General features: G+C 53.4%; 13 protein-coding genes. 9 read left to right on the forward strand and 4 right to left on the reverse strand.

The annotated features are described in order from the left end of the window. Nucleotides 1–30 precede the first annotated feature (30 nt). From mdoC to HGT70_RS07710, 5 genes are all read left to right on the forward strand, one after another. Nucleotides 31–1,152: a glucans biosynthesis protein MdoC gene (gene mdoC, locus HGT70_RS07690; RefSeq protein ID WP_214195511.1), complete on the forward strand. Its 1,122-nt coding sequence runs from the start codon at nt 31–33 to the stop codon at nt 1,150–1,152. Nucleotides 1,153–1,176: 24 nt separating this feature from the next. Further along, nucleotides 1,177–2,661, forward strand: coding sequence for a SulP family inorganic anion transporter (locus HGT70_RS07695; RefSeq protein WP_071429511.1), 1,485 nt, complete (start codon nt 1,177–1,179; stop codon nt 2,659–2,661). Between the two features lie 127 nt (nt 2,662–2,788). Next, the gene (locus tag HGT70_RS07700; RefSeq protein ID WP_071429509.1) at nt 2,789–3,352 is read left to right on the forward strand and encodes a sugar dehydrogenase complex small subunit; all 564 of its coding nucleotides are present in this window, start codon (nt 2,789–2,791) and stop codon (nt 3,350–3,352) included. A 39-nt stretch (nt 3,353–3,391) separates the two neighbouring features. Continuing rightward, complete coding sequence (locus HGT70_RS07705; RefSeq protein WP_214195474.1) at nt 3,392–5,047, forward strand: GMC family oxidoreductase; 1,656 nt, start codon at nt 3,392–3,394, stop codon at nt 5,045–5,047. After that, on the forward strand, nt 5,044–6,471 hold the full coding sequence (locus HGT70_RS07710; RefSeq protein WP_425328681.1) for a c-type cytochrome: 1,428 nt from the start codon (nt 5,044–5,046) through the stop codon (nt 6,469–6,471). The genes HGT70_RS07705 and HGT70_RS07710 overlap by 4 nt, the downstream gene beginning before the upstream one ends. A 46-nt stretch (nt 6,472–6,517) precedes the next feature. On the opposite strand, the gene HGT70_RS07715 is transcribed toward HGT70_RS07710, so the two are convergent. The 3 genes from HGT70_RS07715 to HGT70_RS07725 all read right to left on the reverse strand — a co-directional run bounded on the left by HGT70_RS07715 (nt 6,518) and on the right by HGT70_RS07725 (nt 9,963). Further along, nucleotides 6,518–7,678, reverse strand: a complete 1,161-nt coding sequence (locus HGT70_RS07715) for an MFS transporter (protein WP_241569006.1) — start codon at nt 7,676–7,678, stop codon at nt 6,518–6,520. 124 nt (nt 7,679–7,802) lie between these two features. Continuing rightward, entirely contained in the window at nt 7,803–8,405 is a 603-nt protein-coding gene (locus tag HGT70_RS07720; RefSeq protein WP_157725265.1) for a 2OG-Fe(II) oxygenase, read from the reverse strand. A gap of 70 nt (nt 8,406–8,475) precedes the next feature. After that, nucleotides 8,476–9,963 carry an NCS1 family nucleobase:cation symporter-1 gene (locus HGT70_RS07725; protein ID WP_214195475.1) on the reverse strand — a complete coding sequence of 496 codons (1,488 nt, stop codon included), beginning with the start codon at nt 9,961–9,963 and terminating at the stop codon, nt 8,476–8,478. A 236-nt stretch (nt 9,964–10,199) separates the two neighbouring features. Here HGT70_RS07725 and HGT70_RS07730 point away from each other — a divergent pair, with 236 nt between their 5' ends. Beyond that, on the forward strand, nt 10,200–10,955 hold the full coding sequence (locus HGT70_RS07730) for an aspartate/glutamate racemase family protein (protein WP_214195476.1): 756 nt from the start codon (nt 10,200–10,202) through the stop codon (nt 10,953–10,955). Here the strand turns inward: HGT70_RS07730 and HGT70_RS07735 are convergent. Further along, on the reverse strand, nt 10,952–11,341 hold the full coding sequence (locus tag HGT70_RS07735) for a VOC family protein (RefSeq protein WP_214195477.1): 390 nt from the start codon (nt 11,339–11,341) through the stop codon (nt 10,952–10,954). The genes HGT70_RS07730 and HGT70_RS07735 overlap by 4 nt on opposite strands. 135 nt (nt 11,342–11,476) lie before the next feature. Between HGT70_RS07735 and HGT70_RS07740 the strand changes: the two genes are divergently transcribed. The 3 genes from HGT70_RS07740 to HGT70_RS07750 all read left to right on the forward strand — a co-directional run bounded on the left by HGT70_RS07740 (nt 11,477) and on the right by HGT70_RS07750 (nt 15,477). After that, complete coding sequence (locus tag HGT70_RS07740; protein WP_214195478.1) at nt 11,477–11,983, forward strand: DinB family protein; 507 nt, start codon at nt 11,477–11,479, stop codon at nt 11,981–11,983. A 248-nt stretch (nt 11,984–12,231) separates the two neighbouring features. Next, nucleotides 12,232–14,196 (forward strand): FUSC family protein, encoded by a 1,965-nt coding sequence (locus HGT70_RS07745; protein ID WP_214195479.1) that lies wholly within the window; start codon nt 12,232–12,234, stop codon nt 14,194–14,196. Between the two features lie 129 nt (nt 14,197–14,325). Then, nucleotides 14,326–15,477, forward strand: coding sequence for an iron-containing alcohol dehydrogenase (locus tag HGT70_RS07750; RefSeq protein WP_214195480.1), 1,152 nt, complete (start codon nt 14,326–14,328; stop codon nt 15,475–15,477). Nucleotides 15,478–15,480: the final 3 nt, after the last annotated feature.

Below are 15,480 nucleotides of genomic sequence, written 5' to 3' on the forward strand. Positions count from 1 at the left end.
AAAATGCACCCTAGACGATGAGTATAGATGATGTCTACCCAACCCCCACAACGTGAGTATTTTCTCGATTCCATCCGCGCGTTCTTAATGCTGCTCGGTGTACCTTTTCACGTGTCGCTCATTTATTCGTCGCAACACTGGACAATTAACAGCCCTACGGCCTCTTTCGGGCTGACGTTATTTAACGAGTTTATCCACTCGTTTCGTATGCAGGTCTTTTTCGTCATCTCCGGTTATTTCTCCTACATGCTATTTTTGCGGTATTCGCCGCAACGCTGGCTTAAGGTTCGCCTTGAGCGGGTAGGTATTCCTTTTCTTGCGGCAATTCCATTAATTACCTTGCCGCAGTTTCTATTATTGAAAAATATCTCGGATAAATTTCCGAATTGGTCACAATTCACGCTCTATCAAAAATATAATACCTTATGTTGGGAGCTTATATCGCACCTGTGGTTCTTGCTGATCCTCTGTTTATTAACGCTGATCGGTTATCAATTATTCCGTTTCCTCGCGACCCGTTCCGAACACTGGCAGGATAAAAAGGTGAGTTGGTGGCAGGTTATCCTAGGCTTAACCTTAAGTGTTTTAGCCTGGTGCGTGTTGCGCCGCGTATTAGTGATCACGCTGCCGCTGGTGATGAAAGATGCATTGATGAATATCGTGGTGATGCAGGTACTCTTTTATCTCCCCTTCTTTATATTGGGCGCGCTCGCTTGGCAGATCACCTCGCTCAAGGCGCTGTTTATCAAGCCGCATCCGCTACTGTGGCTCAGTACGCTCCTCGCCTTCTACGCCTATCACTATAATCAGCATCACAGTTCTGGTGAGGGTTGGCTCTATGAACTCGATGCCTTAATTTCGATGGCGATGGGTATCTGCATGCTCAACATCTGTTTTAGCAGCGGCTATCGTTTATTAAATAGCCACTCGCCACGAGTCACTTACCTGGTGAACGCCTCGCTGTTTATTTATTTGGTCCACCATCCCTTAACCCTGATCTATGGCTTATTTGTCAGCCCGGCCATTCATAATAATTGGCTCGGTTTTTTTGCAGGCTTAGTCATGGTATTTGGCGTATCATTCGTCCTGTACGAGATCCACCTGCGTATTCCCGTACTGCGATTTCTTTTTTCAGGCAAGACGACGAAATAATAAATATTCAACAAGGGTCACTACATGGAACAACGTTCTGCAGCAAAAGCCGGTCATGTTAAAACGGTGCTGTCATCGCCTTCATTACTCATTACCGAGAGCTTGGCGGGTATTGTCACGGCTCTCGCCTTAATACCGGAAGTGATCTCATTTTCGGTCATTTCAGGGGTAGACCCGAAAGTAAGCCTTATCGCTTCCTTCGTCATCTGTCTTACCCTATCGTTTATCGGCGGTCGCCCTGCAATGGTGAGTGCCGCTGCCGGGTCGGTCGCTCTCGTTATCGGCCCGATGGTTGCCGCTCATGGCGTTAACTATATTTTGCCCACCGTCGTGCTAGCGGGGGCATTACAAATCCTCTTCGGCGTACTCGGTTTAGCAAGAATGATGCGCTATATCCCTCAGGCGGTGATGACGGGATTCGTCAACGCATTGGGGATACTGATCTTTATGGCGCAGGTGCCGCATATCTTAGGTCATGGGCCGCTGGTCTGGGTATTCTTCGCCGTGACACTCGCTATCGTCATCGGGCTACCGCGTGTCTTTACCGCCATCCCTGCCCCGTTGATCGCGATCGTCTTACTGACCAGTATCGCGATCTATAGCGGTATTCACCTGCCAAACGTGGGGGATGAGGGAACAATGTCACCGGGTCTTCCTGGCTTCAACGCCTTGCATGTCCCCCTCAACTGGCAGACGCTAAGCATTATCTGGCCTGCGGCGATAAGTGTTGCGCTCGTCGGTCTGATGGAGTCGTTATTGACTGCGAAGCTGGTGGATGACATTACCGATACCCCATCCAATAAACACCGTGAGTCATGGGGATTGGGCGTTGCTAATCTCTTCGCAGCCTTCTACGGTGGCGTACCGGGTTGTGCGATGATTGGCCAAACTATCGTTAACGTCGAACTGGGTAAGGCGCGAAGCCGAGTCTCAACGGTGATCGCCGCCATCGTGTTATTGCTATTAGTCAGCGTATTGAGTCAGGTGATGGCTAAGATCCCGATGGTCGTTCTCGCCGCCATTATGGTGATTGTCTCTGCTAAGACACTTAACTGGCATAGCCTGCAACCGAAGACGCTGCGCCGATTACCTGTCAGCGAAACCCTGATTATGCTATTTACCGTGGTGGTGACGGTCTGGACGAGTAACTTAGCGCTGGGCGTGGTAGTGGGCGCGGTCTTTGCCACCTTACTGTTCGCACGACGCATTAGCCATATTATTGTCGCGCGGCGTAGCCTCTCCGCCGATGGTCAACAGGTCACCTACCATGTGGAAGGTCCGCTGTTCTTCGCGAGCAGCAACGACTTATACGAACACTTTGACTATGCGAATGATCCACAGCAGGTGATTATCGATCTCAGTGCCGCACAAATCTGGGACGCGTCGAGTGTTAGTGTGCTCGACTCTATCGAACATCGTTATCAGCGTCACCATTGTACCGTTACCCTCGTGGGATTAGCCGGGCGCAGCGAGGCGATCCACCAACGGGTTTCCGCTCAACATCAGTAATAGAAAGGGGGAGCATCTTGCGCTCCCCCCACCCCATTTTTTTAATCCTCAAACATTATAATGTTTTTACATTTCGGACGCATTTAACTATATTATGTGAACTTTATCACATTCCGATTTGACCATCATGACACCTAATCGCCCCAATTCGGACAACCACTTATCTGGTACCGATACCAATCGCCGTCGCTTTCTTAAAAACTCGCTGATCGTCACCGCAGGTTGCTTTGTCACCACGCTGCCGCTCGCGGGACTCGCGCAAACGCCAAGCACCTCCGGTGATCCGTTACGCGCGTTTATCCGCGTTACGCAGACCATCACCGAACATAAGCAGATTAATGCCGAGCTTGCTGCACATTTCTATAACGCCTTCGTTAAGCGCTCCTCGCAGTTTGCCCAGCAACTCCTCCCCCTCGCCCAACAGATCAGTGAAGGGATGAGTGCCGAGGCTTTTGCCAGCCGGGCGCAGCAAGCGGGTTTACAAGCGTTGTTAAAACAGATTGTCACGGCGTGGTATACCGGAACAGTGGGCGATGATTACCACGGGACTCTCGTGAGTTATCAGCAGGCGTGGATGTATCAGACAGTCAGTGATGGGTTAGTCGTCCCCACCTACTGTGGTAACGGCCCATTATGGTGGACCGCCCCCGTGCCCGACGCGAACAACACCGCAGTCATCGACGCGCTGTAATGTCTTACTTCACCTCCTATAACAATAAAATTAATCATTATGAAAAAACCAGAATTTACTGCTAACGGTGATGTGAGCGCCGATGTTGTCATCGTAGGGTCCGGAATTGTTGGCGGGATGATGGCCGATCGTCTCGTCGCACAAGGCTATTCCGTCTTAGTCCTAGAAGCGGGCTTGCGCATCACCCGTGCGCAGGCTGTCGAAAACTGGCGTAACATGCCATTTGCCAATCGCGCAGGCTCTGACTTTCAGGGGCTCTATCCCCAATCGCCGCTCGCACCTGCCCCACTCTATTTTCCGCCGAATAACTATGTCAACGTAACTGGCCCCAGTGCTGGCAGTTTCCAGCAAGGCTATTTGCGCACGGTAGGCGGAACGACTTGGCACTGGGCGGCTTCCTGCTGGCGTCACCACCCTAGCGACTTCGAGATGCAACGCAAATATAGCGTGGGTCGCGACTGGCCAATCTCCTATCAGGAGTTCGAGCCATGGTATTGTGAGGCAGAATACGAAATAGGCGTCGCCGGACCTCAGGACCCAAGTATGCAGTCCCCGGCGCAGCGTAGTCGCCCTTATCCCATGGATATGGTGCCCTTCGCTCACGGCGATAACTATTTTGCCAGCGTGGTCAACCCGTATGGGTACAATTTAGTCCCGATCCCCCAGGGGCGGAGCACTCGTCCATGGGAAGGTCGTCCGGTCTGCTGCGGTAACAACAACTGCCAGCCTATCTGTCCGATTGGTGCGATGTATAACGGCATCCATCATGTCGAACGCGCAGAACGTCAGGGTGCGGTCGTGTTATCGGAATCGGTGGTCTATAAAATCGATACCGATAGCGAAAACCGTATTACCGCAGTGCATTGGTTAGATAATCAAAAAGCCTCACACAAAGCCAGCGCGAAGATGTTCGCCCTCGCGTGTAACGGTATCGAAACACCACGCCTACTCCTGCTGGCGGCAAATAAGGCTAACCCAACCGGTATCGCCAACAGTTCTGACATGGTAGGCCGGAATATGATGGATCACTCTGGTTTCCACTGTAGCTTCCTCACCGAAGAGCCGATGTGGCTGGGCCGTGGTCCTGCGCAGAGTAGCTGTATGGTTGGCCCACGCGATGGGGATTTCCGTCGCGACTACTCCGCCAACAAGATGATCCTAAATAATATCTCGCGAGTAGTCCCAGCCACCAAACAGGCACTGGCGAAAGGTTTAGTCGGTAAAGCGTTGGACGAGGAAATTCGTTACCGTTCCACCCATGGGGTGGACCTGTCGATCAGCCTAGAGCCGCTGCCTGACCCAGATAACCGCCTGACGCTTAGCGCGGATCGTAAAGATGCGCACGGCCTCGCCTGTCCCGACATCCACTATGATGTCGGCGACTATGTTCGTAAGGGTGCCGAAGCAGCGCACGATCAGCTGCGCCACATCGGTTCACTGTTTAACGCGAAAGAGTTCAACATTACCACCAGTCTGAACGCCAACAACCATATTATGGGCGGTACAATTATGGGCGACTCCGCCAAAAATGCCGTGGTGGATAGCAACTGTCGAACCTTCGACCACGAGAACCTCTGGTTGCCGGGCGGCGGTGCAATCCCTTCTGCCAGCGTGGTGAACAGCACACTGACCATGGCAGCATTAGGCTTAAAAGCGGCCCATGATATGGCGCAGCGTTTGAAGGGGATCGTATGATGAACCACGGTATGAAAACTCTTCCTTGGCTCGTCGCCCTTGCCATGATGAGTCCTTTCGCCCACGCGGCAAGTACCGACGATGCGGGTGCAGCACTTATCGCCCATGGCGAGCAAGTGGCGATCGCCTCAGACTGTCAAGCCTGTCACACCGCGCCGGGCAGTAAAACCGCTTACTCGGGGGGCTATGCTATTGCCTCGCCGATGGGCGCCATCTATGCCACCAACATTACGCCATCGGCGCAAGGGATTGGTCAGTATAGCGAGGCGCAATTCGCCAAAGCGATACGCCAAGGGATCCGCGCCGATGGCGCGCATCTTTACCCTGCGATGCCTTATACGTCGTATCACCTGATGACCGATGAGGATGTGCACGCGCTGTATGCCTATTTTATGCATGGCGTGAAACCCGTCGATCAGGCCAATACCGAGACCAAACTACCTTTCCCGTTCAATATGCGCTTTAGCATGGGGATGTGGAATGCGGTCTTCGGCAGTACTGAAGGTTTTAAGATAGACAGTAGTAAAAGTGCCGAGTGGAACCGCGGTAACTACCTGGTTAATGGCCTTGCCCACTGTGACACCTGCCATACGCCGCGTAACTTTATGATGGCAGAGAAGCATGACCAACCGCTCGCGGGCGCACCGCTGGGTAGCTGGTACGCGCCGAATATTACCTCTGATCCGATCAGCGGCATTGGTGGCTGGAGCGATGATGAGCTGGTTAGCTACCTGAAGACCGGGCGCGCTATCGGGAAAAATCAGGCTGCAGGCGGCATGGCTGAAGCCGTGGAGCATAGCCTGCAATATCTTCCTGATAGCGATCTGCGATCTATCGCGGTCTATCTCAAACAGACTGCGCCAATTCGTGATCCAGGCGAAACCACCGCGGCTTACCAGTACGGGCATCCGGTTAGCGTCGAGCAAGAGGTGCGTGGCCAATCGGTGAATAACGCCTATAACGCGTTAGATAGTGGCGCTAAGCTCTTTAGTGGTAACTGCGCCAGCTGTCACCAACCCGATGGTTCGGGAAGCCCGAATCAGGCTTATCCTTCACTGTTCCACAACACGGCTACGGGTATGATCCGCCCAGATAACCTCGTCTCGGCGATTTTGTTTGGGGTGAGACGCACGACGAAGGATCATGACGTAGTGATGCCAGCGTTTAGCTCACCGACCTACGTGGATCAACTGACCGATCAGCAAATTGCTGATATCAGTAATTATGTCTTACATAACTACGGTAATCCGCAGGTAACGGTTAAGGCCGGAGATGTCGCATGGATGCGTAAAGGCGGTCGTCTACCATTCCTCGCCGCTGCACAGCCGTATATGGTGCCGGCTATCGCGGTAGGGATTGTCATCGTAATCTTGCTGCTAATCGGCTTCAGGCTACGCCGCAGTCGCAAACAGCACAAGTCGTAATAACCATGCCCAGCAGCGAGAGCCGCTGCTGGGCATAATTAACGTCTTAGTGTTTGACGCGTAAGGATAGCAAGAAGATAAGCAGTCCCATCACGGCTAATACCGTACCGACCCACGCGGTCGAAATCCAGCCCAGACCCGCATCGATTACCACCCCACCTAAAAACGCGCCGAGCGCATTGGCCATATTTAACGCCGAGTGGTTCATCGCCGCCGCCAACGTCTGAGCATCACCTGCCACATCCATCAAACGAATTTGCAGTGACGGAATGAGCAAGCCCGCCGTGCCAATGAGAAACGCCGCTAAAAAGCCGGTGACCACGTATTTGGCTAAGAAACAGAACATCACCATGATCGCGATATTCCATAACAGAGACAGACCAATGGTTTTGCGCACACTCCAGTCTGCGAATTTCCCACCGAGCGTACTGCCGACGATCATGCCGAGACCAAAAGCAGCCATCACCCAAGGGATCTGTGCCTCACTCATTCCCGCCGAGTGGATCATCGTTGGCGTAATGTAGCTAAAGACGGCGAACATACCGCCGAACCCTGTCGCCCCTGTCAGTAACGTCAATAATACCTGTGGCTTCTTCAGGGCGGTTAACTCGCGCAGCGGATGAGCGGAGCGGTCCCCTTTACTAAATGGCACATAACGAATGATCATCAATAAAGAGATCACCGCACAGGCGCCCACGAACCAGAACGCCAGTTGCCAGCTTAGATGGTGTCCAATCCACGAGACGGCTGGCACGCCGATAAGTGTGGCTACCGTTAAGCCGAGCATCATGCGACCAATCGCTTTGCCGCGCTGGTGGGGCGCGACCATCGATGCGGCGACCAGCGAGGCGACGCCAAAGAACGCGCCGTGCGGTAAACCGGTGATAAAGCGCATCAGCACAAAGGAGTAGTAACCCGGGGCGATCGCGCTGGCCGCATTACCGAGCGCGAATAATCCCATCAGCGCAATCAGCAACCGCTGGCGCGAGACGCGCGAGAACAGGACCGCGATTAATGGCGCGCCGACCACCACGCCAAGGGCATAGCTGCTAATCGCATCTCCCGCTCGGGTGATAGAGCTGTGTAGCCCCTGCGCGACATCCGGCAGTAGCCCCATAATGACGAACTCGCCCGTGCCGATCGCGAAGCCGCCAAGGGCTAAGGCGAGCTGAGCGAGTCCAACGTGTTTCGTATTCGTTTGTGACACAACGACTCCATACAGTTTCTAAGTGAAAAGATCGGGGCAGATTTGCCACATAAAAAAAAAGCAAGCCATTAGTATGGCATGCTGATCACAGTTCTGAAAATTAACACAGAAATTTTCTGAAATATTAGCTGTAAAAGTAATCTTGTCCATGATGGCGGACGAACCAGCCGGTTAATGCCATCCGCTCTGTATGCGTCGGCAATACCTCGTGGAGAATCTGTTCGGACAGGAAGCAGACCATGCTACCGGCAACGGGTTCAATCACGGTCTTGCCTTCGGGAAGGTGTAAGCACAGCTGCCCACCGTTCTCTGGCAGCCAGTTCTGATTGATATAAAAAATCAGGGTGACGGCTCGCCGTTTATCTTGGGCGAAACAATCGTAATGCGGCTTGTAGAATGCCCCTTGCGGGTAGCGAGAGAAGTGCCCTTCGAAGCCATTTAATCCAAGATAAAACTCGCGATTAAGCAGCTGCTGGATCTCATCGACCCGCGATAGGTAATAGACCACCGCCGGATCGGTCTCACGGGGATCGATCCAGCTAATGCTATCGGAACGAATCGCTTCATTGATGATGTTTTTCAGCCCTTGACCGACACCCGCCTGAAGAAAAGTTCTTTTATGGCAGAGATCGGCTAACGCAGTCACCCACTCGCCAGGGATGACATTTTGCTGGTAATACCATCCCTGTTCGGATAACTGCTCAACGAAAGCGCTTGTGTTGATCATAAACTGCGACATCCCAAAATAGAAAGGATGCGCAGTATAGCGTGAGAATCACCTAGCCTCTATGCACTGACTAAGATTCTTTACCGGGTACGAAGTGCGTCAATGATGACGGTTGTGGGGTGAGCACCTCACGGGGGTGTAACAGAAAGTGTGCGATACCGGCAATGCCTACGCCGATAAACCAGCTAAAATTCGCCACTTCGTGAAGACTCGGTATAAAACTAATCACTAGGCCTATCGTCACTGCGGGGACGAGTGCCGCGACCGCACGCAGGTTTACGCCACCTTGGTACCAATAGCGCCCTTGTTTTGTGGCATTAAACAGGTCATCGACATCGATCTTACCGCGTTTAATCAGATAAAAGTCACACAGTAAAATACCAAATAGCGGACCGATAAAGGCCCCTAACACATCGAGGCTATAGTGAATAAGCTCGGGAGATTGGAAGAGATTCCAAGGCGTCAGCAGCACGGAGCCGATTGCCGCAATCATTCCGCCCATACGAAAGCTAATTTTTTGTGGGGCGCAGTTAGAAAAATCGAAGGCGGGCGAAACGAAATTTGCCACGATGTTGATCCCGACGGTCGCAATAATCATCGTCAACAACGCGAGTGCCATCACCAGACCATTTCCCATATGGGCCACGGTCTCGATCGGGTCGGTGATCATCTGGCCGAATAGGCTTTTCGTACCAGAAACGATAATGACCGTAATGACTGAGAACAGTAAAAAGTTGAAAGGTAGACCCCAACGGTTGCCTCGACGCACGGCCTGCATTGATTTGCCGTAGCGCGCGAAGTCGCCAAAATTCAGTAAGGGACCGGAGAAATAGGAGACGACTAAAGAAATAGCCGTCACCATCTGCCAAGTCTGTTGCGACGTGCTCAGCGCTTTATCGGAGAGCGTCAGCGAGATACCGTGCCAACCGGTCTGCGCGACGATCCATGCCGCCAAGGCGAGCATCACGATATAGACGGCAGGCCCGGCAATATCAATGAAAGCCTGAATGGTACGCATCCCGCGCCAGAAGACCAACGCCTGCACACACCACATCACCGCAAAACAGATCCAGCCCAGCGCCGATAGGCCGACGAAATGCGGGAGGGTTAGCGGCGTAAGACTTGGCCAGAATTTAAGTAACACGAGGAGCAAAGCGTTGGACGCCAACCAGGTCTGGATCCCGTACCATGCAAAGGCAATCAGGCCACGGATCACTGCCGGGATATTTGCCCCAAACACGCCAAACGCTTGACGACAGACGACGGCATAAGGCACCCCCGTCAGCTGACTCGGGCGGGCAATCAGGTTAGCGGCGGCCTGAACGATACAGATCCCAATCAATAAACAGAGCAACACTTGCCAACCGGCTAACCCTAAGGCGAAGAAACTCGCGGCAACGACGTAGCCACCCATGCTATGAATATCTGACATCCAGAAGGAGAAAATGTTGTACCAAGACCAGTGCTGCTCAGCGACTGGAGCCAAGTCGTCGTTGGTCAACCGCGGGCTGTAGCTTGCGGGGTAATGCGGTTGCGATGTGGGATCGTGTTGCGCCATAAGTGCCATCCTCTTAAACGAATTCGAACTGATGGCGCTAACGCTGCAAATAACATACCAATATCACTTCTAGTGAAACAATAATTCCAATCCCGCTGCGTATGGGGTTCGGTTGCCAAAGACAGAAACCGTGACGCATAATGACCTCTTGCACTTTATCTACGAGATTCATTAGAGTGCAAGACCGACATCACTTGCACACTACCTGTGCAATCCCCCTATCCTCTGGAGATCCTATGCCCCGCCATCGTATTCAACTGATTAATCCCAACACGAGCCAAGCCATGACCGAAACCATGGCGATCACTGCCCGGAAGATTGCGGGTTCCCGCCTCGATATTGATGCGGTGTGTCCTGATGAGGGCGTTCCTTCTATCGAGGGGCATTTCGATGAGGCTGTTGCGACGCTTGGGATCCTCCAGCAGATCCGTGCCGGTGAAGATCGTGGGGTGCAAGGGCATATCATCGCCTGCTTTGGCGATCCGGGTTTGCTGGCTGCACGTGAAGTGGCGACGGGGCCGGTGCTAGGGATAGCGGAGGCGGCGATGCATATGGCAAGTTTAGTGGCCACACGTTTCTCAATCGTCACCACCCTGCCGCGCACGGTGATTATCGCGCGACACCTGTTGCATCGTTATGGTTTCCACGATCACTGTGCCGCGGTACATGCTATCGATCTGCCGGTATTAAGCTTAGAAGATGGCAGCGGTACGGCGCAGCAGAAAGTCCGTGAATATTGCCTGCGCGCCAAAGAGCAAGATAACGTTGGCGCAATTATTCTCGGCTGCGGCGGGATGGCTGATTTGGCGACACAGCTAAGCGATGAGCTTCAGATGCCGATCATCGATGGGGTCAGTGCCGCCGTCACGCTGCTCGAATCATTACTGAATCTTGGCATCACCACAAGCAAATGGGGGGATCTCGATTTCCCACGCAATAAAGGGATTAGCGGGCCTTATGCGGCATGCCTCCCTTCGTCACTTACCCCTTAGGCGCTCGTCGCTAGTGCGGCCGTCGCGGCCGCATACTGATGGCAGGTCACCTCTAAGGCGTTCGCCGACTCATCGTGAAAATAGATAGACCAGGTCAGCGCGTGGTCGACCACGGTATAAGCAACCCCCTGTGCGCGTAAGGCATTGAGGAGAGCAGGCAGCTGAGTGGCTTGCGTGGAGAAGGCGATGGTAGGGCCGGGCGCGTGGCCTCGCCGCGGGAACAGCGACAGAGAGGCCGCCGCACAGCTGATAACGTAAGGGCCTCCCTCTTCGAACCACTGCCTGAAGGCCGGATCGGGGTGGAAGCCTAAAATCTGCCGATACCATGCGGCGGCGGCGTGAATATCGTCTACATAGCGATGAATATGGTCTAAGGCGTCGATCATCGCTCGCTCCAAAATCCCTACCTTGCCGCACAATCCTCGAGCGGTCAACGCAGGGCGCACGCGTAGGCAAACCGTCTCTCGCTTTTTTGTTCATTGCGTTGAATAATCATCCTCTACTTTTTTTAGGAGCGTCCGATGGAGCTTGCCTGTCTTGATACTTTACTCGCCTTTAAGTCATGGGCGGATCAGCAAACATTAACGGCTATCGCCGCAGTCGATACGGCGCAGTACGCCGAGCAACAGAGAGTCATGCTGCGTTTGATGAATCATATCTATGTCGTGGATAGAATTTTTCAGGGCAACTTGCGGGGCACCGACCACGGTTATCGCGCCTTAAACACCGTAGAGACCCCGACAATCGCTGAGTTATCTTTATCGATGCGCGCTTGCAGTGAGTGGTATCGTGACTATGTCGGCGCTAACTGGAACCCGGCACAAAAGATTACCTTTACCTTTGTCGCGGGTGGCCAAGGGGTGATGAGCGCGGTAGAGATGGTGCATCATAGCCTGCACCACAGCAGCTATCATCGCGGGGCAGTAGGTTGGTTGATCGCTCAGGCAGGGGGCAAGCCCCCTCAAGATGCGCTTACCGTGTTTCTGCGTGACGTCGCACCATCGGAGTGTGTTCTACGACAGGCCTGATAGACGATGTGGCCGACGGCGCGTAATCCGTCGGCCAGTTGCGCACTTCGATAAAAAAATTAAATCGCCAGCAAATATTCTCTAATTTTTGATCACGATCATACTTCCACTTTCTTGCGAAAGGCGTAAGATAAGTCTTACGCCAACTCGTGGAAACGCCACCATGTTTTCAATCGCCTAATTCTCTTCATCGCATTATCGCCTACTGGCAAGAACCCTTTTTCTAAATTTTTTTAGATATTATAACAATGCATAACTCTCTTTTTTACCGGCTCCGTTTTGCCTGTAAAACGACCTGTGCGCTGCTCCTCGCACTCGCATTAAGTTTTATTCTTGAACTGGACACCCCAAAATGGTCGATGATGACCGTCGCGATCATCACCGCATCTCCGGCGTTCGCCAGCGGCGGTGAACCAATGAGTGGCGTCTTGCGGTTTCGTGGCTTCTTACGACTGATAGGGACGGCGGTGGGCTGTATCGGTGGCGTGGTGATCATGACCTTATTTAGCCGTGCGCCGGTGCTGCTATTATTAGCCTGCTGCGCGTGGGCGGGGTTCTTCTCCTGGCTCTTTACCGTCGTTAAACAAGAGATCAGCTACGCCTTCGGGCTGGCCGGTTATTCGGTATTTATTATTTTGGTCACCGCCTGGCAGACCCCCCACGATGTGTTACAAATCGCTCTCTACCGTTTTTTTGAGATCACGCTCGGCCTGCTCTGCCTGATCCTCTCCGACCTGATCTTCCTTCCGCGCTCGGTGAAGCAGACGATCGACCAGCGTGTCGCGGAGCTACCGCTAAACTGTTTTCACCTGCTCGCGCGCTGCTTTACCAGCGATGATGCTCAAGCCTTCGAGGAGGCCTTCCGCCAGCACCTCAGCCAAGCGAAAGCGTTACAAGCGATGCGCCAGACGCTGCGTATGGAATCCTCCCATTATTCGTCGATGATGCACCGGCGACTTAAGGGGATAAACGGCATTCTGTTCCACCTCCTCACGCTCAGCTACGAGACGCAACACTACTTTCACCAACGCCCCGATAAACGTGCGAGTCACTGGTATTTACTCTTTCAGGGCGCTATCGCCACTCCCGAGCAGCTCAACCAAAAATTACATCAGTTTACCTATCTCATCCATCAGTTGCCTGCCTCGCAGACGCCTTATGCGTTGAGTGCATGGTTGAAGGCGATGAAGGAGCTGCGGATTTTAGTGCGTGGCCTGCACGCTCATCAGCCGCTGCATGAGCGCGAAAAAGAGATTATCGAACGCTACACCATCACCCCCGCGCAAACGGCACAGCGTAAACATGCGTTTATTAACGGCATGCGGACCTTTGTCACGACCGCGGTGGGCTGTCTGCTATGGCTCGTCATGGACCCCAATGCCATCAGCGGCTTTCTGATTATTGCTAGCATCGTTACGACCCTTGCGATGCGTGCGGAAAGCCCTAAAGCCCTAGGCCTCGACTTTATCTACGGCATGATCTACATCATGCCGATCAGTATGTTGTTCTACCTGTTGATCCTGCCCGCGACGCAGCAGAGTTTTTTCCTGTTGCTCCTCGCATTGGGTAGCCTGGTATTTATCCTCTCTCTCGCGGTGCAATATAAAATTATGGGCAGCGGGGCCTCGCTAATGTTTATATTTAACCTTATTCCGATCACTAACCCCGAAACCTTTAATTTCAGCCATACCCTCGACAGTGGGCTAGGACAGATATTGGGTGCGATTATCTCGCTGGTGATTATCTCGGTGATCCCCGATCTGCATAAGACACATCTGGCGAATGCGCTGATCCGCAATATTTTAGTCACCGCCCTGCAGACGCTGACCACTAACCCGCAGCGGCGCAAGAAAAATCGCCTCAGTGGGCTGTACGACCAATTGCTCCAATTGATTACCCTCGATAGCCGTCACTTGATGCGCTATCAGCTCGCCATTAATCTCATCATCATCTATCGACGGATTAATGCCATTACTATCCATAATTTTCCAAGGCTGGCGGAATTTCATCAGGAGATCCGCGACTGCGCCACGCTGTTATCGACCAGTAAGCTGGCGGTACAGCGTGAGCGTGCCTTCGAGCAGCTGCAGCAGCTACTACAGCGTTACCGAGCGGAGATCGAACAGTTACCGACACCAGAGAAACTGACGCTGGTGATCGAGGATCTGCAACAACTGTTAGATCATCATAAAGCGCCATTAATCGCCGGCTAACCCCTCATTGGGGGCATGCCTTTATAGGAATTTTTCCGCTGGTAAGGGCTGGCGTTGTCGAGGTAGCATTTTTCCCTACCTCTCTTCGCAAGTAAGTCGGCTAGAGTAGAGAAAAAAGGGAGCCATACTATGTCGCCACTGATCGCGTTATGCAGTAATCAACAGACTCTTAGTGGGTATGGTGCGCTGCACCAATTACCCACCCTACTCGGACATACTGCAGGGGACGTACTGCTATTCGCTAGCCCCTCGTTTCTGGCCAGCGCCCACTGGGCAACCTTAGCGCCGCATATAGCCGCCACTCTGGTCGATATCGTGACGGTGACGCATGAGGCCTCGCCGCAACAACTCAATGATTGGGTGACGACTTGGCGGGGGCGCTGTCGAACCGTGGTCGCAATCGGCGGCGGCAGTACGCTTGATGCGGGCAAGGCATTTAGTACGCTAGCCTGTCATCCGCTCCCGGCCGAACGCTACCTCGAAAAGATCGGTGATACTGCCTTGACCGCAGAACGCTTAACCTTTCTCGCAATCCCCACGACGGCGGGAACTGGCAGCGAGGTTACGCAAAATGCGGTAGTGACCGATACTGCCGTGTTGAAGACCAAGGCCTCGCTGCGTCACCCTAACTTGGTGCCTGATTACGCGATATTGGACCCTGCGCTATTGCGCGGGACCCCCGCCGCTGTCTTAGCTAACTGCGGGATAGACGCCTTTACTCACCTGTTCGAGGCTTACCTTTCGCGCCAAGCGAATCCCCTGACGCGAGCCTTGAGCCTTACCGGCCTACGCTTATTTGTCGAGGCGTGGCCATTTCTTGCCGACAGCGATACGCGCGGCGAGGCGGCGCGCGAGAAAATGTTGAATGCCTCATGGTTAGGCGGGCTATGCTTGGCGAGTGCCGGGCTTGGCGTTATTCATGGCATCGCCGGGGAGCTGGGGGCACTGAAACCTTGGCATCATGGGAAGGTCTGCGGGCAGCTGCTTCTACCTTTCTTTGACCGCCTGGCCGAGAATGAAAACGAGGCTCAGCAATCCCTGCTGCACGAATTAAACCACCAGCTTTTTCCTCTCGCCCAGCAGCAGTTTCCGGCACAACACCTTAAGCTATGGATCACCGATAACGCCTGCTCGCCCTTCTGGCAGACCACAGAGCGCTTAACCCCTGCGCAGGTCACCGCGATTGCCGAGCGTGCGACCAATAAGTATTCCTTAGTGGATTACAGCGCGGCCGATCGCGCGGGCTTGATCACCCGCGCCTGGCCGGAAGGTCACCACTAACGC

The sequence above is a fragment of the Rosenbergiella collisarenosi genome (genome assembly GCF_018494085.1).
Classification (GTDB): Bacteria; Pseudomonadota; Gammaproteobacteria; order Enterobacterales; family Enterobacteriaceae; genus Rosenbergiella; species Rosenbergiella collisarenosi.

Coding starts and splice junctions, on each gene's coding strand:
- mdoC (WP_214195511.1), top strand. CDS start 31: ATGTCTACCCAACCCCCACAACGTGAGTATTTTCTCGATTCCATCCGC.
- HGT70_RS07710 (WP_425328681.1), top strand. CDS start 5,044: ATGATGAACCACGGTATGAAAACTCTTCCTTGGCTCGTCGCCCTTGCC.
- HGT70_RS07725 (WP_214195475.1), bottom strand. CDS start 9,963: ATGGCGCAACACGATCCCACATCGCAACCGCATTACCCCGCAAGCTAC.
- HGT70_RS07740 (WP_214195478.1), top strand. CDS start 11,477: ATGGAGCTTGCCTGTCTTGATACTTTACTCGCCTTTAAGTCATGGGCG.
- HGT70_RS07745 (WP_214195479.1), top strand. CDS start 12,232: ATGCATAACTCTCTTTTTTACCGGCTCCGTTTTGCCTGTAAAACGACC.
- HGT70_RS07705 (WP_214195474.1), top strand. CDS start 3,392: ATGAAAAAACCAGAATTTACTGCTAACGGTGATGTGAGCGCCGATGTT.
- HGT70_RS07700 (WP_071429509.1), top strand. CDS start 2,789: ATGACACCTAATCGCCCCAATTCGGACAACCACTTATCTGGTACCGAT.
- HGT70_RS07695 (WP_071429511.1), top strand. CDS start 1,177: ATGGAACAACGTTCTGCAGCAAAAGCCGGTCATGTTAAAACGGTGCTG.
- HGT70_RS07750 (WP_214195480.1), top strand. CDS start 14,326: ATGTCGCCACTGATCGCGTTATGCAGTAATCAACAGACTCTTAGTGGG.
- HGT70_RS07735 (WP_214195477.1), bottom strand. CDS start 11,341: ATGATCGACGCCTTAGACCATATTCATCGCTATGTAGACGATATTCAC.
- HGT70_RS07720 (WP_157725265.1), bottom strand. CDS start 8,405: ATGATCAACACAAGCGCTTTCGTTGAGCAGTTATCCGAACAGGGATGG.
- HGT70_RS07730 (WP_214195476.1), top strand. CDS start 10,200: ATGCCCCGCCATCGTATTCAACTGATTAATCCCAACACGAGCCAAGCC.